Annotated in this window: 17 protein-coding genes; 1 reads left to right on the top strand and 16 read right to left on the bottom strand. The window is 67.3% G+C overall.

Annotation, left to right across the window (positions count from 1 at the left end; genetic code table 11):
* Positions 1-211: 211 nt before the first annotated feature.
* From D5301_RS17830 to D5301_RS17775, 11 genes are all read right to left on the bottom strand, one after another.
* Entirely contained in the window at positions 212-1,816 is a 1,605-nt protein-coding gene (locus tag D5301_RS17830; protein WP_153856454.1) for a sulfite reductase subunit alpha, read from the bottom strand.
* Positions 1,813-2,784, bottom strand: a complete 972-nt coding sequence (locus D5301_RS17825) for an FAD:protein FMN transferase (RefSeq protein ID WP_110714272.1) — start codon at positions 2,782-2,784, stop codon at positions 1,813-1,815. Before D5301_RS17825 ends, D5301_RS17830 begins: the two co-directional genes overlap by 4 nt.
* A 55-nt stretch (positions 2,785-2,839) precedes the next feature.
* Entirely contained in the window at positions 2,840-3,643 is an 804-nt protein-coding gene (locus D5301_RS17820; protein ID WP_032129250.1) for a DUF4198 domain-containing protein, read from the bottom strand.
* A gap of 122 nt (positions 3,644-3,765) precedes the next feature.
* Positions 3,766-4,284 (bottom strand): DUF2271 domain-containing protein, encoded by a 519-nt coding sequence (locus D5301_RS17815; protein ID WP_005408420.1) that lies wholly within the window; start codon positions 4,282-4,284, stop codon positions 3,766-3,768.
* Positions 4,285-4,310: 26 nt separating this feature from the next.
* Entirely contained in the window at positions 4,311-4,949 is a 639-nt protein-coding gene (locus D5301_RS17810; RefSeq protein WP_071228079.1) for a PepSY-associated TM helix domain-containing protein, read from the bottom strand.
* Between the two features lie 208 nt (positions 4,950-5,157).
* Positions 5,158-7,578 (bottom strand): TonB-dependent receptor, encoded by a 2,421-nt coding sequence (locus tag D5301_RS17805; protein WP_153856453.1) that lies wholly within the window; start codon positions 7,576-7,578, stop codon positions 5,158-5,160.
* A 146-nt stretch (positions 7,579-7,724) separates the two neighbouring features.
* Positions 7,725-8,126, bottom strand: a complete 402-nt coding sequence (locus D5301_RS17800) for a hypothetical protein (RefSeq protein WP_032129248.1) — start codon at positions 8,124-8,126, stop codon at positions 7,725-7,727.
* A 164-nt stretch (positions 8,127-8,290) separates the two neighbouring features.
* Positions 8,291-8,968 (bottom strand): Fe2+-dependent dioxygenase, encoded by a 678-nt coding sequence (locus D5301_RS17795; protein ID WP_121503992.1) that lies wholly within the window; start codon positions 8,966-8,968, stop codon positions 8,291-8,293.
* Positions 8,969-9,017: 49 nt separating this feature from the next.
* Positions 9,018-11,342, bottom strand: a complete 2,325-nt coding sequence (locus D5301_RS17790; protein WP_153856452.1) for a catecholate siderophore receptor Fiu — start codon at positions 11,340-11,342, stop codon at positions 9,018-9,020.
* 706 nt (positions 11,343-12,048) lie between these two features.
* Positions 12,049-12,381 carry a non-heme iron oxygenase ferredoxin subunit gene (locus tag D5301_RS17780; protein ID WP_043398428.1) on the bottom strand — a complete coding sequence of 111 codons (333 nt, stop codon included), beginning with the start codon at positions 12,379-12,381 and terminating at the stop codon, positions 12,049-12,051.
* Positions 12,378-12,917: a GNAT family N-acetyltransferase gene (locus tag D5301_RS17775; protein WP_153856451.1), complete on the bottom strand. Its 540-nt coding sequence runs from the start codon at positions 12,915-12,917 to the stop codon at positions 12,378-12,380. The genes D5301_RS17780 and D5301_RS17775 overlap by 4 nt, the downstream gene beginning before the upstream one ends.
* Positions 12,918-13,125: 208 nt before the next feature.
* Here D5301_RS17775 and D5301_RS17770 point away from each other — a divergent pair, with 208 nt between their 5' ends.
* Positions 13,126-13,776, top strand: a complete 651-nt coding sequence (locus tag D5301_RS17770) for a transposase (protein ID WP_153856450.1) — start codon at positions 13,126-13,128, stop codon at positions 13,774-13,776.
* Between the two features lie 16 nt (positions 13,777-13,792).
* Here D5301_RS17770 and D5301_RS17765 read toward each other — a convergent pair whose 3' ends face one another.
* The 5 genes from D5301_RS17765 to D5301_RS17745 all read right to left on the bottom strand — a co-directional run bounded on the left by D5301_RS17765 (position 13,793) and on the right by D5301_RS17745 (position 19,095).
* Entirely contained in the window at positions 13,793-15,049 is a 1,257-nt protein-coding gene (locus D5301_RS17765; RefSeq protein WP_153856449.1) for a cysteine desulfurase, read from the bottom strand.
* Complete coding sequence (sufD, locus tag D5301_RS17760; protein ID WP_153856448.1) at positions 15,046-16,308, bottom strand: Fe-S cluster assembly protein SufD; 1,263 nt, start codon at positions 16,306-16,308, stop codon at positions 15,046-15,048. The genes D5301_RS17765 and sufD overlap by 4 nt, the downstream gene beginning before the upstream one ends.
* On the bottom strand, positions 16,308-17,072 hold the full coding sequence (gene sufC / locus D5301_RS17755) for a Fe-S cluster assembly ATPase SufC (protein ID WP_110711472.1): 765 nt from the start codon (positions 17,070-17,072) through the stop codon (positions 16,308-16,310). Before sufC ends, sufD begins: the two co-directional genes overlap by 1 nt.
* 74 nt (positions 17,073-17,146) lie before the next feature.
* On the bottom strand, positions 17,147-18,622 hold the full coding sequence (sufB, locus tag D5301_RS17750) for a Fe-S cluster assembly protein SufB (protein ID WP_010483551.1): 1,476 nt from the start codon (positions 18,620-18,622) through the stop codon (positions 17,147-17,149).
* Positions 18,623-18,639: 17 nt separating this feature from the next.
* The gene (locus D5301_RS17745) at positions 18,640-19,095 is read right to left on the bottom strand and encodes an SUF system Fe-S cluster assembly regulator (protein WP_110711474.1); all 456 of its coding nucleotides are present in this window, start codon (positions 19,093-19,095) and stop codon (positions 18,640-18,642) included.
* Between the last annotated feature and the right edge of the window lie 184 nt (positions 19,096-19,279).

The raw sequence follows: 19,279 nt of genomic DNA, 5'->3' as shown, positions 1-19,279 counted from the left end.
GGTGAGGTCAGCCGAGCATGGGCTCGGCTCTACAGTAGATCCACGCCGTGCGTGGATGCGGCCACCGATACCGCGTCATGGTGCGAACCAAGGTTCGCACCCACCAGAAATCGGTTCGCACCCACCAGAAGGCGATTCGCATCCGCCAGAAGGCGATTCGCATCCGCCGAAGTGGAGCAGTACATCCACGCCATGCGTGGATGCGGTGGCCTCAATACACATCGCGCCGGTAACGACCGGCCAGCAACAGCGCTTCTTTGCCCGCGGTACCCAGCACCTGCTCGATCACTGCATCCACGGCCGGCGCCATGCCCTGCAGGCTGCCGCAGACCAGGATCGTGGCGCCTTCATCCACCCACTGGTGCAGCGTTGCCGCTTCGGCCAGCAGCCGGTCCTGCACATAGGGATGCGCGCCGCCGTCGCGGCTGAACACTGCATCCAGCCGTGCCAGCGAGCCGTCCGCCAGCATCGCCTGCAGTTCTTCACCGAAATGGAAGTCGTGCGCGGCGGTGCGCTCGCCGAACAGCAGCCAGGTACGGCGCGCGCCCTGCAGGGCGCGTTCGTGCAGGTGCGCGCGCAGGCCGGCGATGCCGGTGCCATTACCGATCAGCAGCAGCGGCACATCGGCGGGCACGCCCTGGAAATTGTCGTTGCGGCGCAGGCGCAGTTGCACCGGTTCGCCGATGGCGGCGTGGTCGCACAGCCAGCAGCTGCCGATCCCTGGCGTGCCATCGGCGCGCAGCTGGCGGCGCAGCAGCAACTCCACCGCGCCGTCGGCCATCACCGAGGCGATGGAATACTCGCGATGGGGCAGTGGTTGCAGGGTCGCCAGCAGTGCGGGCAGATCACCCGGGGGAACCAATGAGGGCAGGTGCGAGCGCTCGATACGGGCCAGCAACGCCTGCCCGTCATCCAGCACCGTGTCGGCATTGAAGCCCTGTGCATCGAGCCAGGCGCGCGCGCTGTGGCGTGGGTGCTGCGGGCCGATCTCGGCGATGTCACCGGCCTGCCACTGCACATCGACGCCAGGCGGGGGCTGCAGGCGCAACCAGTACACCGGGCCGCCGGGGCTGCCCGGATTCAGATGCTCGCGTTGCAGCAGCGTCCACGGCTGATACTCGGCCGGGCTCCAGTCGGGCAGTTCAGTGGCGCCGCCGCCAAGTTGTCCCAGCAACTGCTGCCAATGTCGCAGCGCCGCCGGATCGGCATTGTCGACCTCGATCGCATCGAACAGCGGATGTGCACCGTGCTGGCGCAGCCAAGTGTCCAGCTGGTGGCCGAATCCGCAGAAGTGGCCATAGCTGCGGTCGCCCAGCGCGAGCACGCCGTAGTGCAGGTGCTGCAGCGAAGGCGGCGCGGCCATCACCCCGCGCAGGAACGGCAGGGCGTGGTCGGGCGGGTCACCCTCACCGGTGGTGCTTGCGATGAACAACGCGCGCTGGCTGGAAGCCAGCAGAGCTGCATCCACCTCATGCAGTCCGCGCACACGCACCGGCACGCCGGCACCGCGCAGGGCCTCGGCGCTGCGCTCGGCGAGTTCGCGGGCGAAGCCGGTCTGGCTGGACCAGACCAGCAGGATCGGGGGCCTGTCACCGGTTGTGGCATCGTCGCGCGGGCGCCCTCGCCACCACAGTGCAGCGCAGGCCAGCGCATACAGCGCCGTGGCGATTCCCGCGATCTGCGCGTGTCGCACCGGTGGCGCGCCCTGCCACCACGCTTCGCCGAGATGCAGGCGCAGCAGCGCCCAACCGATCAGCGCCAGCAGGAGCAGGACCAGAGTGTTGCCGAGCCACGCGCGCGATGGACGTGCGCTCATGCGTCCTGCCCGTCGAGCAGGCGCTGGAAGGCGCTGCTGAGAAATTCCTGCGGGCCTTCTGCGGTGCGTTGCAGGTAGCGTGCAGCCAGTCCTTCGCGTTCGGCCAGCGCCATGCCCTGTTCGCGACCCAGCACGGTCAGTGCGGTGGCCCAGGCATCGGCGCGCATGGCGTCGTCGGCCACCACGGTTACTGCCGCGGCAACCTGCCGCACCGGCCTGCCCGTACGCGGGTCGAGACTGTGGCTGTAGGCCTCGCCACCGGCCTGGTACTGGTGCCAGCGATCGCCGGAAGTCGCCACCGCCTTGCCGTCCAGCGCCAGCACCCGTGGCGGGGTATCGGTGTGCACGTCTTCTTCCGGTGCGGATTCCACCAGCACGCGCCACGGCTGGCCGTCCGGTTTGCGGCCGTAGCCGGCCAGCTCGCCACCGACTTCGATCAGCGCGGCAGTGATGCCCTGTGTGCGCAGCCACGCAGCGACATGGTCGACGCCAAAGCCCTTGGCGATCGCAGAGAGATCCAGTTCCAGTCCGCCCGGTTGCAGCAGCGCATCGTCCTGCCACTGCAGGCGCTGCCAACCGCAGCGATCGCGCGTGGCCTGCAGGGGAGCGTCGTCGGGCTGCCGGCGTTCAGCGGCATGTGCACCGAAGCCCCACAGCGCAACCAGCGGACCGATGGTGGGATCAAAGGCGCCGTCACTGGCGGAAGCGATGGCCTGTGCGCAGGCCACAACGTGGCGCGTTTCGGCGGGCAGCACGCACCATTGGCCGGCGTCGGCGCGGTTGTAGCGGCTCAGATCCGAACCGCGCTCCCAGGTACTCATCTGCGCGACCACCTCGTCCAGCCGCGCCTGGATGCCGGCATGCAGCGGGTGCAGGTCGCGCTGGCGCGACGCGACCAGCGACACACTCCAGGTGGTGCCCATGGTGGTGCCACCGAGGCGGGCGATGTCGAGCAGGGGATCGGTCATGGTGGTGTGCTGCAGGCGCGATGCCGGGGCCTGCCCGGCATCGCGGTCCACGTCATTACTGCGGCAGCACTTCCAGCGTGGCGACGTAGCTCAGGCGGCGCTTGGCGGCCTGCTTCACCGACGTCTTGTTGTCTTCGGTGCCGGTCTCCAGCCAGTACATGCCGGCTTCCGGCCAGGTCACCTTGATCTCGCCCTTGGCATCGCTGGTCAGCTTCAGCTCGTCCTGCGCGTTGCGGTAGCGGGTGGCGCCACGCACGATCTCGAACTCCAGGCCGGCGGTCGGCTTGCCATCGACCAGCACGCGGAAGGTGGCTTCCTCGCCGGCGAACAGATCGTTCGGGTGGCCGACGGCGACCAGCTCGATGCCACGGTTGGTCGGCTTCAGCGCAGTATCGTTCGGCGCGCCGTTGGTGACGAAGGTCTCCACGCGGCCGACCGACTGGCTCACTTCCAGCTTCTTCGCGTCTTTCGGCAGTTCGCCGAAGGTAGCCACGCTGCCGCGCCAGCGCTTGCGCTCGCCGTTCTGCTCGTAGGTGGCGAACAGGCCGTCATTGACCGACGCAATGCGGTAGGTGCCCGGCTGCTTCAGCTCGACATCGAACACGCTGCGGTACTTGCCGGTGGACGCGTTCTGCGGCTGCACGGTGCTGCCGTCCGGCGCGGTGATCACCACCGACTCCAGGCGCAGCGGCACGTGGTTGAAATAGAACAGGTCATTGGAGACCGCACCGTCGACGGTGATCCACGGCGCGTTGCCGGCGATCACGGTCTGTGAGGGCAGCAGCCAGGCCTTGTGGGCCAGGGCGGAGAAGGGAAGGGCAGCGGCCAGAGCGGCGGCGAGGACGAGCGTGCGCTTCATGCGGAAGACTCCAGTTGGAAGGGGGCGGATCCCTTTCCATCGGAAAGGGCTCTGACCCCGGGGGATAGGGCGATGGGGTCAGAGCCCTTCCTGCGGAAGGGATCCGACCCCGGGTCAGGCGGTCAGGGTTTGACGGCGAGGGTGACCTGGCCCAGTTCGGTGGCGCCCTGCGCCTTGCCGTTCTGCGCGGCGGTGGCCGGCCAGGTGAAGGGGATCTTCAGCAGCTCGCGGCCGCCGACTTCGCGCACCGCTTCCACCACCAGGGTGTAGTTGCCCGGAGCCAGCTGCTTCAGCGCCGGCTGCCTGTCGTTGAACGACAGCGCGTGCTTGCCGGCCGGGCGGGTCGGGCCGGTCACGCCGTCCACCGGCACCTGCAGGGTGCGGCCGCTCTTGCGCCACCACTGGCGCAGGTCCGGCAGCCACTTGGTGCCGTGGCCTTCGCTGTTGCTGGTCTGCTGGTACCAGACCGACAGGTTGGCCGCGACCTTCTGGTCGGCGCCTTCCAGCCACACCGCCACGTACGGGCGGTGGTACTCGGCCACGTTGAGCTTGGGCACTTCGACGTTGATGTCGAGGGTGGTGGCGTAGGCCGGCGAGGTGGCCAGCAGGCCGCTGAGGGCGATGGTCAGGGTGACGCGCATGGGGCGGCTCCGGAAACGAAGGAAAGTCAGTGGATCAGCAGCAGGGCGATCAGCAGCGGGATCATCAGGCCGAGGCCGACCAGCGGCCAGGTCATGCGCCGCTGACGTGCATGCAGGTGAAGCAGGAACAGGCCGGTGATGCAGAACACCAGGCAGGCCACGGCGAACAGGTCCAGGAACCAGCCCCACGCTGGGCCCGCGTTGCGGCCCTTGTGCAGGTCGTTGAGGTAGGACACCGCGCCGCGCGAGGTTGATTCGTACTCCACCGCGCCGGTCGCGCGATCGATGCTCAGCCAGGCGTCGCCACCCGGGCGTGGCAGTGACAGGTAGATCTCTTCAGCCGACCACTCGGCCGGGCGCCCGCCGATGGCGATGCCCAGCTGCGTGTCCAGCCATTGCCGGGCCGGGCGCGGGATCGGCGCGTTGCCATCCTCGCGCGTGCCCAGCTGGCCCAGCAGCGCGGCCGGCAGTTCCAGATGCTGGTTCTGCACCTCGGGCTTGGCCTCGATCTTCGCGGCATGGTTGAGGGTCAGGCCGGTCACCGCAAACAGCAGCATGCCGATCAGGCAGACCGCCGAGCTGATCCAGTGCCACTGGTGCAGCGTCCGCAGCCAGAAGCCACGGTTCTGTTGCTGCTGCACGGTGGAAGAGGCAGGACGGCTCACGGCACGGTTCGAGGCGGACGGGGACTCCCCATTACATCATTGATGAGAATAGCTCGCAATTGCGTGTCGTTCTGTATCCCTGGGGGATTGCCGGCCAGCGGCCGGCACTACGGACTGGCCGGCAATCCCACGGATCAGTAGATCCACGCCATGCGTGGATGGAGCGGTGCCGACCAAGGTCGGCACCCGCCAGGGCAGGGCGCAGAGATCAGAACTTCGCGTTCAACGAAATCCAGTAGCTGCGGCGCTGGTCCTTGGTCGCGTAGTCGTCCACGCAGCTGAACTCGCTGGGATTGAGCAGCAGGCACGACTGCGAAACGAAGTCCTTGTCGAACAGGTTGTTGACCCGTGCGTTGACCGTCAGCCACGGCGTGGCCTTCCAGCTGCCACCGAGATGGAAGATCGTGTAGTCCTCGTAGTAGCGCACGTGGCGGGCGCCGGCACTGTCGATGAGGGTGTCGCGATAGCGGTCGTAGCGGCCTTCGCCGATCAGCGACAGGCTGATCGCTTCGTTGATCTGCCAGTTGAGGCTGGCGTTGGCCATGTGCTTTGCCGGCGTGGTGCCAGAGATCGGGCGTCCCTTGTCGGGGCCGCTGGTCTGTTCGCTCTTGGTCCACGTGTAGTTGCCGCGCAGCTGCAGGTTGTCGAGCAGGTCGACGTGGCCGGCCAGTTCCGCACCGCGGGTCTCGGCCTTGTCGATGTTCACGCTCTGGGTGAAGGTGCTGTAGCCCAGTGCTGCCCAGCCCGGGCCGATGTCCACGCAGTAACCGCTGCCGGCGCGGGCCACTTCGCAGTTCGGGAACGTGCCGCCGCTGGCGATCTTGTCTTCGAACTTGTTGAAGAAGCCGGTGACATTGAAGCCCCAGCGCTGGCCTTCGTAGTACGCGGCCAGCTCGTAGTTGGTGCTGGTTTCAGGCTTCAGGTTCGGCGAACCCACCAGCGGCAGCACGCCCTGGCCACCGAAGCCGGTGATGCCCGGGAACAGCTGATCCGGTCGCGGGGTCTTGTAGCCGGTGCTGACGCCACCCTTGAAGGTCCAGGCGTCAGTGGCGTTCCACACCAGGTAGCCGCGCGGGCTGACATGGCTGCCGAACACGTTGTGGTCGTCGTAGCGCAGGCCGAAGGTGGCGGTGAGGGTGTCGGTCAGCGACCAGTTGTCCTCGGCGAACAGCGCCCACATGCGGTGCTTCTGCTTGGTGTTGCTGCGGTAGCCGGCGCCATCCATGCCGAACACGCCGTCGATCATGTCGGTGTCGTTGTACTGGCCGCCGACGGTCAGCTTGTGCACGCCGAAGTCGAGGTCGAGCATGGTGTCGAGCACGTAGCCTTCCAGCTCCATGGTGCGCAGCGGACGCGGCAGGAATGCCTGCAGGCGTGCCATTTCACTTGGGTTGAGGGCGGCCAGTGCATTGCCGCGGCCGGCCGCGCAGTTGTTGGCGCCGCCGGTGCGGCGGCAGACGTCGTTCCACAGGGTCTGCAGGTTGGCGCGTTCGTCCAGGGTCAGCGGCAGCGAGCGGCCCAGGTTGCTGCTCTTGCTGTGGGTCAGCGAGGTCTGCCAGGTGCCGAAGCTGTAGCGGCCCTGGTGGGTCAGCGACAACTGGTCGCGCTCGTAGCGCTGGTAGGCGGTGTAGCCCACGCGCGGCTGCACCACGCGGCGGGTGACGGTACCGCTGCCGTTCGGGTTGGGGATGACGGCATTGCCGACGCGCCACAGGCTGGCCAGGCTGTCGAGGGTGCCGGTCTGGCCCTCGCTGTTGTCGTACTTCTGCCGCGACACGTCGTAGTCCAGCCACAGTTCGTGGTCATCGTTGACGTGGAAGTTCAGCCGCACACCGGTGTTCCAGTTGGTGTTGGCCACCGACTTGCCGCCGCCACCGAAGCCGATGCTGCGTTCCCACAGACTGCCGTCGGGCAGGGTCAGTGCATCCCACTCCGGATTGGAGGCCTTGGCGTCGTAGTAGCTGCCGCGTACTGCCAGGCCGAGACGGTCCTTGACCAGCGGGCCGCTGAGGTAGACGTCGGTGGTGCGTGCATCGCCGAACTGATCGTCCTGCTGCACGGTGAAGCCCTGGGTGAGCGCGCCGTGCCAGCTGTCCTGGTTGCGACGGGTGATGATGTTGATCACGCCGCCCATTGCATCCGAGCCGTACAGCGTGGACATCGGGCCGCGCACCACTTCAATGCGCTCGATGGCATCCAGCGGCGGCAGGTAGGCGAACTGGCCACCGCCGAAGTTGTTCGGATACAGCTGGCCGACATTGCTCTGGCGGCGGCCGTCGATCAGCACCAGGGTGTACTCGGAGGGCAGGCCGCGCATCGAGATGGTGGCACGGCCGTTCTTGTCGCTGGCTTCCAGGCCGACGTCGATGCCTTCAACGTCGCGCAGCGCGTCGACCAGATTGGTGTACGGGCGCTTGCTGAGTTCTTCGCGGCTGACCACGCTGATGCTGGCGGGTGCATCGACCACCTTCTGCTCAAAGCCGGAGGCGGTGACCACCACCTTGTCCAGCGTCTGTGGCGCGCCGGAAGCGTCACCGTGGGCGAAGGCCGGGGCGGTCATGGCTGCCAGCACGGCGCTGGTCAGCAGGGTACGGGACAGGGACGAACGGACACGATGGCGCTGGGCCATGGCAGTAACCTCGAAGGATGCAGGGTGGCGCAATGCCAGGCGCGAACGGCGCGGCATGCACGGGGAGGCCCGGTCAGGGGCGGCAGGGATGAAGCAGGCAGCGGCGTGCGGGCACGACCGCGCAGGCGGTCACGCGGGGCCGTGAATCAGGCGAGCGGCGGCGCCTGGCCGCGTTGCTGGCGGCGCCCGGGCGCGTCGGCCCAGGGCGTGTCCGGAGCGGCCAGCGGCCAGTCCGGGCGCACGCCGGGCATGGCCGGCGTGGCGGGTACGAGTTCAAGCTCGTTGCGCAGCCATTGGCTGGCCAGCAGCAACGGCGGGCGCGCCTTCTCGGCCGATTTCACCGGGGCGGCAGCACAGCGGCGCAGTTTGGCCGGTGCTTCTTCCTGCGGGGACGCTTCGCCACCGCGCTCTTCCAGCGGCATCTGCACGGCCATTCCGGCCTGGCCGTGTGGCAGCAGCGGCAGGGTGCCCAGCAGCAAAGCCAGCATCGCCACCCACGCCAGCAGACTGGCCAGCGCAGGACGCTGGCCGCGCATGGCGGTGCCCATCTTTCGATGGATGAGTGGGCGAGGGCGAAGCGGGCGCAGCAAGCAGGGGTCCCCAAGGGTCTGCCGGCAGCGGCCGGCATCAACGGGGCGTGATTGTAATGAGAGCTGTTAGCTGTTGCAAATGAGAATGATTGCCAAATTGTCGCGGGTCGGCCGGATGGGGCTCAGACTTCGCTCCAGCGTCGCAGCAGGTTGTGGTACACGCCGGTCAGCTGCAGGATCGCCTCGGCGTCACCGCCGGTCTGCCGCAGGCGCTCGATCGAGCCATCCATTTCCCACAGCAGGCGGCGCTGCACATCGTCGCGGATCATGCTCTGTACCCAGAAGAACGAGGCCACGCGCGCGCCGGCCGTGACCGGGCGCACCTGATGCAGGCTGCTGGACGGGTAGACGATCAGGTCGCCAGCGGGCAGCTTCACTTCGTGCTCGCCGTAGGTATCGCTGATGATCAGCTCGCCGCCTTCGTATTCGTCCGGATCGGACAGGAACAGGGTGCAGGAGATGTCCGAGCGCAGCTGTTCGCCGTTGGCCAGGTTCATCACCGCGCCATCGACATGGAAGCCGTAGGTGCCGCCGCCGCTGTAGCGGTTGAAGCGCGGCGGCAGGATCTTCAGGGGCAGCGCGGCAGCAAAGAACAAGGGGCTGCGGCTCAGCGCGGCCAGTAGGTCCCTGCCCAGCTCCGCTTTCAGGGGAGATGCATCGGGTAGCTGCAGATTGTGCTTGACCATCGCGCCCTGTGCACCGACGGTCTCGCGACCGTCGGTCCAGTCTGCAGCGTCGAGTCGCCTGCGTGCCTGCGCCACGTCCTGGGGTGAAAGCACGTCGGGAATGTGCAGCAGCATGGCGGTTCCTTTGGGGGGCGCGGGGGAGTGGGCTCCCCCGCGTGCTGCATCAGAAGCGGATGTCCGCGCTGAGCAGGAAGGTGCGCGGGGCACCCGGGGTGTAACGGTAGCCGCTCTTGTTGATGCTGGCCACGTACTGCTTGTCGAACAGGTTGTAGCCGTTCAAGCGCAGCGAGATCGTCTCATTGATTGCCCAGGACACGACCGCGTCATACACCACGTAGGACTTGGTGAACGACGGGGTGCCCACCGCGCCGTCGGTGCCGCGGTGCATGCCGGCGGCATAGCGTACGCCGCCGCCCACGGTGATGCCGTAGGGCAGGGTGTAGCTGGTCCAGCCGGTGAATGTGTCGTCCGGGGTATAGGTCAGGTTGGTGGTGCCATCGGCGGCCACCTTCGCGCCTTCCCTTACGTCGGTGTCCAGGTGGCTGTATCCGGCGCTGACCGACCAGTTGTCGGTCAGGCGGCCGACTGCGGAGAGCTCCACGCCCTTGACCCGCTTGCTGCCGGTCTGGGTCGGGTTGCCGGCATCGTCGAGCACGGTGGTGTTGATCTCGTTGTCCACGTCCGTCTGGAACAACGCAAGGTTCACTGCCAGAGCGTCATCCAGGAAGGCCCACTTGCTGCCCACTTCGAAGGTCTTGGCCTTCTGCGGATCCAGCTTGGGATTGTCGGCACTGCTGGCCGAGCTGCTCAGCTGGAAGTTGGCGCCACCCGGGGGTTGCTGCGAGATAGCATAGTTGGCGTAGACGCTGACGGTATCGCCGACCTTGTAGAGGGCGCCGAGCTTCCAGTTCAGCAGCGTATCGGACGCGTCCAGCGTCGGGTTGCGCAGCACCGTGCCGGCAGGATTGCTGCCACACGCCGGGCCGCCGCGGCCACCACACACCGACGCGCTGGCGTACTCGGTCTTGTAGTGGTCCGCACGCACGCCGGCGGTCAGCAGGAAACTCTCGCCGAAGGACAGGGTGTCGAACAGGTACACCGAGGAGGTGGTGGTCTTGCCATGTGCATCGGCGCCGTTGTGCGCCCAGTTCAGGCCGCTGACGTTCCAGTCCGGGTTGTACAGGTTCGCAGCGGGCCAGCTGGTGCCGGCAGCGGCGGCCTGGCCGTAGCTGTCCAGTTCTTCACGGGTGAATTCCAGGCCAGCGCTCAATGCGTGCCCGACCGCGCCGGTGGCGAAGTCGGCGCGCAGGTTCAGCTGATCGGTGAGGATCGTGTTGCGCTGGTCCTTGAAGGTCGGCAGGCTGCGCGCGATGGCGTAGCTGGAAAGGTCGGCCGGGTTGGCATAGGTGATGTTGCCGGTCGGGCGGCCGCCTGCGCCGCGCACGCCGGTGCCCATGAAGGCGGTGAGCAGGTAATCCTGTTCGGTGCGACCCCAGCGGGCGGTGTTGGTCAGGCGCACGCTGTCGTTGAAGTCGTGCTCGAAACGGAACGTGGCCATCTTCGCGGTCACGTCATCGTGGTCGGCGCGGGTGCCGTAGAAGTTCTCCGGATCGACCGGGTGCCCGGCCAGCGCTTCCAGCGTCGGCTGCGGCGTCCAGCCCGGCAGGCCCAGGGTGGGCACGCCACCATCGGGCACGTTGTCCTGCTTCACGTACAGCAGGTTGAGGTAGTAGCGCGTGGCAGTGCCCAGGCCGAAGGCCAGCGACGGTGCGATGCCCCAGCGCTTGTTCTGCACGTGGTCGCGGCCGGGCTGGTCGCTGTCCTGCCACATGCCGTTGATGCGCAGCGCGCTGGTGGTGCCCAGCGACTGGTTCCAGTCGGCGGTGGCGCGGCGCTGCTGGTCGCTGCCCAGCGAAATGCTGGCCGACGTCGCGTCCTGCAGGTTGGCCTGCTTGCTGACAAGGTTGATCGCGCCGGTCGGCGCCGAACGGCCATTGTCGGTGCCGGCCGGCCCCTTGGTCACTTCCACCTGTTCGATGTTGAACACATCGCGCGAGATCGAGCCCAGGTCGCGCACACCGTCCACATACAAGCTGTTGGAGGTGTCGAAGCCGCGCATGAACAGCGCATCGCCGGTGGTCGTGTTGCCGTTCTCGCCGGCATAGAAGGTGCCCACGCCCGGGCTGTTGCGCAGCGCCTCGGTCAGCGTGGTGGCACCCTGCTGGTTGAACAGGTCGCTGGTAATCACTTGGATGGTCTGCGGCGTGTCCTGCAGGCGCTGGGTGAACTTCGGCGAGGCCACCTTGTCGGCTTTGTAGCCCCGGGTGGCGTGCACGTCGATCTTGTCCAGCGTGCGGGCGTTGTCGGTGGCTTCAGCGTGGGCCAGCGTGGGCAGGGTGGCCAGGCCGAGGCCGGCGGCAAGACTGGCGGTGGCCAGCGGCAGGGTACGAAGCGGCGAAGCGTGCTTGCGGCTCTTGATCGGGTTCATGGGCGTCTGCAGAAGGGGAACAGGGAGAGGCGGCCGGCGCGGGCCGCGCGGCAGCAGTACGTAGAACGAGGGGGGCGTGCGGATGCGGCTGCGCATGGCGCAGCAGAGCGTCAGGCCAGCAGCGCGGGCGGTGCGTGGGATGGGGGCTGGCGCCGGCCCGGTGCGAGCACCGGAGGGGTCGGTGTCACCGGCGCCGGAGCGTCTGCAGGTGCATTGTCAGGGTGCTGCAGGCAGAGTCGCCGCAGGGCACGAGGTTTGTCACCGCGACTGCCATCGGGTTCGGATTCAGCGGGGTGCATCGCCTGTTCGTGCGGCAGCACGTGTGGCGGGGACGCGGGCGACACATCATGAGCATACAGAGTCGGCGCATCGGCGGTCGCCGTGTGCCTGCCTTCATGCAACGCAGACCAGCCCAACACCAGCGTCAGCAGCACGGCCACGAGCAGCGGCCACCCTTGACGGGCAAGCTGGCACAGCGTGGCGGTGGGCGCGGGCGAAGCCATGGCGCGGGGGCGGAGTCGTTACGAAGATGTTACGTAGAATAACATCAACGATAATGATTCGCATCTGCGGGGCGTGACGGGCCGCTGGGGCTGCCCCGGAGCGGCCTGGGGGCGCCCTCATGGCCTTCCAGTAGATCCACGCCATGGGTGGATGCTCTCCCGCGGGGCGCCCTTTGGGGGGGCTCTCCGGGCCGCGCACCGCCTCAGTCCCGGTCGTCGCGGGTCCAGACAGCGTCGTGCTCGCGCTTCACCGGAAACTTGGGCACAGGGCTGTAGGCCGGGGCACACAGGGCGCGGCCGTCACGCACGTCGAAGCGCGCGCCGTGCAGCACGCACTCCACGCTGCCCTCGGTGGTGTTGAACTCGCCCGAGGACAGCTCGAACTCTTCATGTGTGCACTGGTCTTCCAGGGCGTACAGCTCGCCGTCGAGGTTGAACACCACGATCGGCGTGCCGGTCACCTCGTCGAACACGCTCTTCATTTCACCCGGCAGCAGTTCGGCGCCGGCGCAGACGAAGGTCCAGGCCTCGCTCACGCCACGGCTCCGGCCAGCGGCTTTTCCAGGATCTCGAAGCGCAGGTCGTCGCGCTTGGGAATACCGAAGCGTTCGTCGCCATAGGGGAACGGCTTCTTGATGCCGGTGCGCTGGTAGCCGCGGCGTTCATAGAAAGCGATCAGCTCGTCGCGCACGTCGATCACCGTCATCTGCATCACCGGCACGTTCCATTCGCGCGCGGCGTGCGCTTCGGCAGCCTCCATCATCTGCTTGCCGACACCGCCGCCCTGCTGGGCCGGATCGACCGAGAACATGCCGAAGTAGCCCTTGCCGTCGACATCGGCGACATGGGCGCAGGCCACCAGCTGGCCCTCGCGTTCGGCCAGCAGGATGGTGGAGCGCGGGCGGTCCAGGTCGGCCTGGATGCCTTCGGCGTCGATGCGGGCGCCGTCCAGCAGGTCGGCTTCAGTGGTCCAGCCAACGCGGCTGGCGTCACCCCGGTAGGCCGAGGTGACCAGGGCGATCAGGGCGGGGATGTCGGCCGGCGTGGCGGCACGGAAGGTCAGAGTGGTCATGGGCCCATTCTAGGTGGGGTGGGGGCGGGCGCAAATGGGGAGGTAGGGTCAGATCCCTTTCGCAGCGCGAAAGGGATCTGACCCCGGCGTCTACTGACCCAACAGCAGGCTATGGACCGACTGGCACGGGCGCGGAATCGGCAGATGCTCGGGGTCAGATCCCTTTGCGCAGCAAAGGGCTCTGACCCCTTGTTTCCAGGAGAAGCCCATGCCAAGACCACGACGGATCGATGCGCCCGGATACCCGCAGCATGTCGTCCAGCGCGGCAACAATCGCCAGCCCGTGTTCTTCACGGATGACGATCGCGTGGCCTACCTGCGTCTGCTGTGTCATCACGCAGACCAGCAGCACTGCCGGGTCCACGCCTATGTGCTCATGGACAATCACGTCCATCTTCTGGCGACGCCTGATGTCTCTGGCGGGCTGTCGCGGATGATGCAGGCCGTGAGCCGGGCCTACGTACGTCGGGTGAATGGTCAGCAGGGCCGCACCGGCACGTTATGGGAGGGGCGTTTCCACTCCACGGTGGTGGATACGGATCGCTATCTGCTGGCCTGCCAGCGCTACATCGAGCTCAACCCGGTTCGGGCGGGGAAGGTGGCTCATCCTGGTGACTATCGCTGGTCGAGCTATCGCGCGAATGCACGGGGACGGGCAAATGCACTGCTCGTACCGCATTCGGCATTCGAGTTCATTGCTGCTGATGCGGATGAGCGGCACAGACGCTATGCGGAGTTCATCGCGCAGGGCATTCCTGCCGGGGATCTGGTGGCGATGCGTGGCGCGCTGCAGTCGCAGCGGCGGCTGTCGGGGCCGTTGATGGGGTCAGAGCCCTTTCGCGTCGCGAAAGGGATCTGACCCCGCTGTGCCGGGCTCAGCCCAGCAGCTTGCGCACCTTGGTCAGCGCGGTCATGAAGCGCTCGATCTCGGCGTGCGTGTTGTAGAACGCCAGCGAGGCACGGCAGGTGGCGGCGACACCGAAGTACTGCAGCAGCGGGTGCGCGCAGTGCTGGCCCGAGCGCACGGCCACGCCTTCCAGGTCGAGCAGGGTCGCCAGGTCGTGCGCATGCGCACCGTCGATCAGGAACGAGACCACGGCGGCCTTCTCCGGCGCTTCGCCGATGATGCGCAGGCCGTCGACGCGGCGCAGTTCTTCGGTGAAATGCGCCAGCAGTTCGGCTTCGCGCGCTTCCACGTTCTCCTGGCCAAGCTGCTGCAGGTAGTCGGCAGCTACGCCCAGGCCGATGAAGCCTGCGATGTTCGGGGTGCCGGCTTCGAACTTGTGTGGGGCATCGTTGAAGACGGTGCCGTCGAAGCTGACTTCCTTGATCATCTCGCCGCCGCCGAGGAACGGCGGCATCGCGTCCAGGTGCTCGCGGCGCGCCCACAGCGCACCGGTGCCGGTCGGACCGCACATCTTGTGGCCGGTGATGGCGTAGAAGTCACAGCCGATCGCGGCGACGTCGACCTTGCGGTGCGGCACGGCCTGCGAGCCATCGACCACGGTGATGATGCCGCGCTTGCGCGCTTCGCGGCAGATCTCGCGCACCGGATTGACCGTACCCAGCACGTTGGAGACATGGGTGACCGCCAGCAGCTTGACTTCCGGGGTCATCGCCGCGCGCAGCGCATCCAGGTCCAGCGCGCCATCAGGGGTGATCTCGGCTACGCGGATGGTGGCGCCGGTACGCTGCGCGACCAGCTGCCACGGCACGATGTTGGCGTGGTGCTCCATGCGCGTGATCAGGATCACGTCACCAGCCTTCAGTCGCGGCAGCGCCCACGAGTAGGCCACCAGGTTGATGGCGAAGGTGGTGCCACTGCACAGCACCAGGTCGCTGGGACGCACGTTGAGGAAGCGCGCCAGCTTGTTGCGTGCGCCTTCATAGGCATCGGTGGCTTCGCTGCCCAGTACATGCACCGCACGGCTGACGTTGGCGTTGTAGCGGCGGTAGAACTCGTCCACCGCGCCGATCACCTGCACCGGCTTCTGGCCGGTGTTGGCGTTGTCGAAATAGACCAGTGGCTTGCCGTGCACCTCGCGCATCAGCAGCGGGAAGTCGAGACGGACGCGGTCCCAGTCGGGCGCGCCGGTGCGTTCTTCGATCGGGCGCGGCGTGGACAGGTTCATGCCACACCCGCCTCGGCCAACGCCTTGTCCAGACGGCGTGCCAGCTGCGCACGCAGTGCATCGGGCAGGATCTTCAGCGGCTCGTGACAGAACGCGGCGCTGAGCAGAGCCTGTGCCTGGGCCTGCGGCAGGCCGCGCGAGCGCAGGTAGAACAGCGCATTGGCGTCGAGCTGGCCGACGGTCGCGCCGTGCGCGGCCTTCACTTCATCGGCGTCGATCACCAGCGTCGGCTGGGTGTCGATCTCGGCATCGGCCGACAGCAGCAGGTTCTTGTTGGACAGGTTCGCGTCGGTGCCGTCGGCGCCTTCGCGGATCTGGATGCCACCATGGAACACCACGCGGCTGCGGTTGGCGGCGACGCCACGCCACAGCAGTTCGCAGGCGGTATCGCGCGCGATGTGGTCGATGCCCAGGCGGGTTTCGACGTGGCGGCGGCCATTGCCGAGCAGCACGCCGTTGGCGGTCAGCTGGGCGTTGTCGCCTTCCAGGCGCACGTTCAGTTCATGGCGGCTGAGCGCGGCGCCCAGTTCCAGGTCGACACGGTGGTACTGCGCGTCGCGGGCGAGTACGGCGTCGGTGCGCAGGAAGCTGGTCTGGCGCGCGCTGCCGGCCTGCACGCGGGCGTGCTTGAGCGCGGCATCTCGGGCGACATGGGCATGCAGCACGGTGTTGTCCAGGTGGGCGGAGTCGCCCACGCTGAAGCGGTGCTCGACCACGCCGAGGCTGGCGCCGGCCCGCAGTTCGATCAGGTGGCGATGGTGCCAGGCCAGGTCGGTATCGCCGGCGACGCTGGCGAACACCAGCTGCAGCGGTACCTCAACCTGCACGCCTTCGTCCACGCGCAGCACTACGCCTTCATCGGCCAGCGCGGCGTTGAGGCGGGCGAAGATCTCTTCGCTGCTCTCGTAGCGGCGGCCAAGGAAACGCACGGCGTCTTCGCCGGAGGCCAGTGCGGCCGACAGCGGCTGCAACTGCACGCCGGCCGGCAGGCCCTGCACGTCGCTCAGCGCGGCATCCAGGCGGCCGTTGACGAACACCAGGCGCGGCGCCGGAATGTCCTCCAGCAGCGCGGTGTCCAGCGCCGGGCCCTGCAGCGGTGCCGCGGCGAACGCACGACGCTCCAGCTGGCGCAGCGAGGTGTACTTCCAGGCTTCGTTGCGGGCGGCCGGCAGGCCGTCACGCAGGGCCGCGTCCAGCACTTCGCGGCGCGCATCGCTGCCGCAGAAGGCCTGGGCCATCGAATCGAGCAGCGCGCTCATCAGACGGCCGCCTCGCGCACCACGCGATCCTTGAGGAAATCGTAACCGTGCGCTTCCAGTTCCAGTGCCAGTTCCGGGCCACCGGTCTTGACGATGCGGCCATCGGCCAGCACGTGCACCACGTCCGGCTTGATGTAGTCCAGCAGGCGCTGGTAATGGGTAATGACCAGGAACGAACGGTCGGCGGCGCGCAGTGCGTTGACGCCATCGGCCACGCTCTTCAGCGCATCGATGTCCAGGCCCGAATCGGTTTCGTCCAGGATCGCCAGCTTCGGTTCCAGCACGGCCAGCTGGAAGATCTCGTTGCGCTTCTTCTCGCCACCGGAGAAGCCTTCGTTGACGCCACGGTGCAGCAGTTCATCCTTCAGGTGCAGCACGGCCAGCTTCTGGCGCACCAGCTTGAGGAACTGCATGGAATCGAGTTCGTCCTCACCGCGCGCCTTGCGCTGGGCGTTCAGTGCCGCGCGCAGGAAGTAGGTGTTGTTCACGCCCGGGATTTCCACCGGGTACTGGAACGCCAGGAACAGGCCGGCGGCGGCGCGCGCTTCCGGGTCCTGCTCGAGCAGGTCGGTGCCTTCAAACTGCACGCTGCCTTCGGTCACTTCGTAGCCGTCGCGGCCGGCCAGGACATTGCCCAGGGTGGACTTGCCGGCGCCGTTCGGGCCCATGATGGCGTGCACCTGGCCGGGCTTCACATCCAGCGACAGGCCCTTGAGGATTTCCTTGTCGCCGATGCGGGCGTGGAGGTTTTCGATCTTCAGCATGGTGGGGGTTTCCGTGGGGCGGGCCGCGGCCCGCCGGTAAAGAGAATGCGTTTGCGAGGGGCAGGGGCGGGCGGTCAGCCCACCGAACCTTCCAACGAGACTTCCAGCAGCTTCTTGGCTTCCACCGCGAACTCCATCGGCAGTTCGCGGAACACCTGCTTGCAGAAGCCGTCGACGATCATCGACACCGCGTCTTCCTGGCTGATGCCACGGGCGCGGCAGTAGAACAGCTGGTCGTCGGAGATCTTGGAGGTGGTGGCCTCGTGCTCGACGGTGGCGCCCGGGTTCTTCACCTCGATGTAGGGGAAGGTGTGGGCGCCGCACTGCTTGCCGATCAGCAGCGAATCGCACTGGGTGTAGTTGCGCGCGCCGTCGGCGTTGCGGTCCACCCGCACCAGGCCGCGGTAGGTGTTCTGGCCACGGCCGGCACTGATGCCCTTGCTGACGATCTTGCTCTTGGTGCGCTTGCCGATGTGGATCATCTTGGTGCCGGTGTCGGCCTGCTGGCGGTGATGGGTCAGCGCCACGGAGTGGAATTCACCCACCGAGTCGTCGCCCAGCAGCACGCAGGACGGGTACTTCCAGGTGATCGCCGAGCCGGTCTCGACCTGGGTCCAGGTGACCTTGCTGCGCGCGCCACGGCATTCGGCACGCTTGGTGACGAAGTTGTAGATGCCGCCGACGCCGTTCTCGTCGCCCGGATACCAGTTCTGCACCGTGGAGTACTTGATCTCCGCATCTTCCAGCGCGACCAGCTCGACCACCGCGGCGTGCAGCTGGTTCTCGTCGCGCATCGGCGCGGTGCAGCCTTCCAGGTAGGAGACGTAGGCCTTGTCCTCGCACACGATCAGGGTGCGCTCGAACTGGCCGGTGTGGCCGGCGTTGATGCGGAAATAGGTGCTCAGTTCCATCGGGCAGCGCACGCCCTTGGGAATGAACACGAAGCTGCCATCGGAAAACACCGCCGAGTTGAGCGCGGCGAAATAGTTGTCGCCCACCGGCACCACGGTACCCAGGTACTGGCGGACCAGCTCCGGGTGTTCCTTGATGGCCTCGGACATCGAGCAGAAGATGATGCCCTTCTCGGCCAGTTCCTTGCGGAAGGTGGTACCGACGGACACCGAGTCGAACACCGCGTCCACCGCCACGCCGGCCAGCTTGGCGCGCTCGTGCAGCGGCACGCCCAGCTTGTCGTAGGTGTCGAGCAGCTCCTTCGGCACGTCATCCAGCGAGGCGTACTTCGGGCCCTTCGGCGCGGAGTAGTAGCTGAGCGCCTGCAGGTCGATCGGCGCGATCTCCAGCTTGGCCCAGTCCGGCATCGGCATGGTCAGGAAGTGGCGGTAGGCGTCCAGGCGCCACTGCGTCATCCACTCCGGCTCTTCCTTCTTGGCCGACAGGGCACGGATGGTGTCCTCGTCCAGGCCCGGCGGCAGGGAGTCCGATTCGATCTCGGTGATGAAGCCGGCCGAATACTTGCGGCCGAGCTGCTCGTGGATCTCGCGGTTGGGGGTGTCGTCGTGGGCGACGTTTTCGATGGTTTCGGTGGCCATGGGGGGCTGCCTACGGATCAGGAGACGACGTCGACAGCGATGGTGCGGCGCTGTTCGTCATCGACAAGGGGGAGAGGGGGCAGGATCTGCGCGAGGCTGACATCGCGCAGGGCCTCGGAGACCACGTCGTTGATCAACCGCCAGCTGCTGCGCGCGCCGCACTTGGGGGCCATGCCGCACTGGTGGTGGTCGTGGCTGCATTCGGTCAGGGCCAACGGCCCTTCCATCGCTTCGACCACTTCGAACAGCGAGATCTCGATGGCCGCGCGGGTCAGCCGGTAACCGCCACGGACGCCGCGCAGGCCTTCAACCAGGCCGGCCTGGGCCAGCGGCTTGAGCACCTTGCTGACGGTGGGCGGCTCCAGACCGGTGAATTCGGCCAGCTCGGTGGCACTGAGCACCTCGCCCGGACGGGCGGCGAGCACGGTCAGTACGACGGTGGCGTAATCGGTGAGTTTGGTGACGCGCAACATGGGGATGCGAGTGGTTCTTAAAGCGGACTGAAATTGTACGCTTTTATTCGCCGCCATCCAACCCGGGCATTCAGCCGGTGCTGGGGCCGGGCCGGGAGGACACACCGGGGCCGTTGCCAGGGCGCAATGCTGCGCCAACGGGGTGATTTTCGCAATCACCCGGAATGGGCGAGAATCCCGGTTC

It is taken from the genome of Stenotrophomonas sp. MH181796 (assembly GCF_009659995.1).
In the GTDB taxonomy this organism is placed as follows: Bacteria; Pseudomonadota; Gammaproteobacteria; order Xanthomonadales; family Xanthomonadaceae; genus Stenotrophomonas; species Stenotrophomonas riyadhensis.
The sequence above is the reverse complement of the archived record's forward strand: the minus strand, read 5'-3'. Positions and strand labels throughout refer to the sequence as shown.

Excerpts from the sequence above, each read along its gene's own strand:
- D5301_RS17830 (WP_153856454.1), bottom strand. The coding sequence starts at position 1,816 with ATGAGCGCACGTCCATCGCGCGCGTGGCTCGGCAACACTCTGGTCCTG.
- D5301_RS17825 (WP_110714272.1), bottom strand. The coding sequence starts at position 2,784 with ATGACCGATCCCCTGCTCGACATCGCCCGCCTCGGTGGCACCACCATG.
- D5301_RS17820 (WP_032129250.1), bottom strand. The coding sequence starts at position 3,643 with ATGAAGCGCACGCTCGTCCTCGCCGCCGCTCTGGCCGCTGCCCTTCCC.
- D5301_RS17815 (WP_005408420.1), bottom strand. The coding sequence starts at position 4,284 with ATGCGCGTCACCCTGACCATCGCCCTCAGCGGCCTGCTGGCCACCTCG.
- D5301_RS17805 (WP_153856453.1), bottom strand. The coding sequence starts at position 7,578 with ATGGCCCAGCGCCATCGTGTCCGTTCGTCCCTGTCCCGTACCCTGCTG.
- D5301_RS17800 (WP_032129248.1), bottom strand. The coding sequence starts at position 8,126 with ATGGGCACCGCCATGCGCGGCCAGCGTCCTGCGCTGGCCAGTCTGCTG.
- D5301_RS17795 (WP_121503992.1), bottom strand. The coding sequence starts at position 8,968 with ATGCTGCTGCACATTCCCGACGTGCTTTCACCCCAGGACGTGGCGCAG.
- D5301_RS17790 (WP_153856452.1), bottom strand. The coding sequence starts at position 11,342 with ATGAACCCGATCAAGAGCCGCAAGCACGCTTCGCCGCTTCGTACCCTG.
- D5301_RS17775 (WP_153856451.1), bottom strand. The coding sequence starts at position 12,917 with ATGACCACTCTGACCTTCCGTGCCGCCACGCCGGCCGACATCCCCGCC.
- D5301_RS17770 (WP_153856450.1), top strand. The coding sequence starts at position 13,126 with ATGCCAAGACCACGACGGATCGATGCGCCCGGATACCCGCAGCATGTC.
- D5301_RS17765 (WP_153856449.1), bottom strand. The coding sequence starts at position 15,049 with ATGAACCTGTCCACGCCGCGCCCGATCGAAGAACGCACCGGCGCGCCC.
- sufD (WP_153856448.1), bottom strand. The coding sequence starts at position 16,308 with ATGAGCGCGCTGCTCGATTCGATGGCCCAGGCCTTCTGCGGCAGCGAT.
- sufC (WP_110711472.1), bottom strand. The coding sequence starts at position 17,072 with ATGCTGAAGATCGAAAACCTCCACGCCCGCATCGGCGACAAGGAAATC.
- sufB (WP_010483551.1), bottom strand. The coding sequence starts at position 18,622 with ATGGCCACCGAAACCATCGAAAACGTCGCCCACGACGACACCCCCAAC.
- D5301_RS17745 (WP_110711474.1), bottom strand. The coding sequence starts at position 19,095 with ATGTTGCGCGTCACCAAACTCACCGATTACGCCACCGTCGTACTGACC.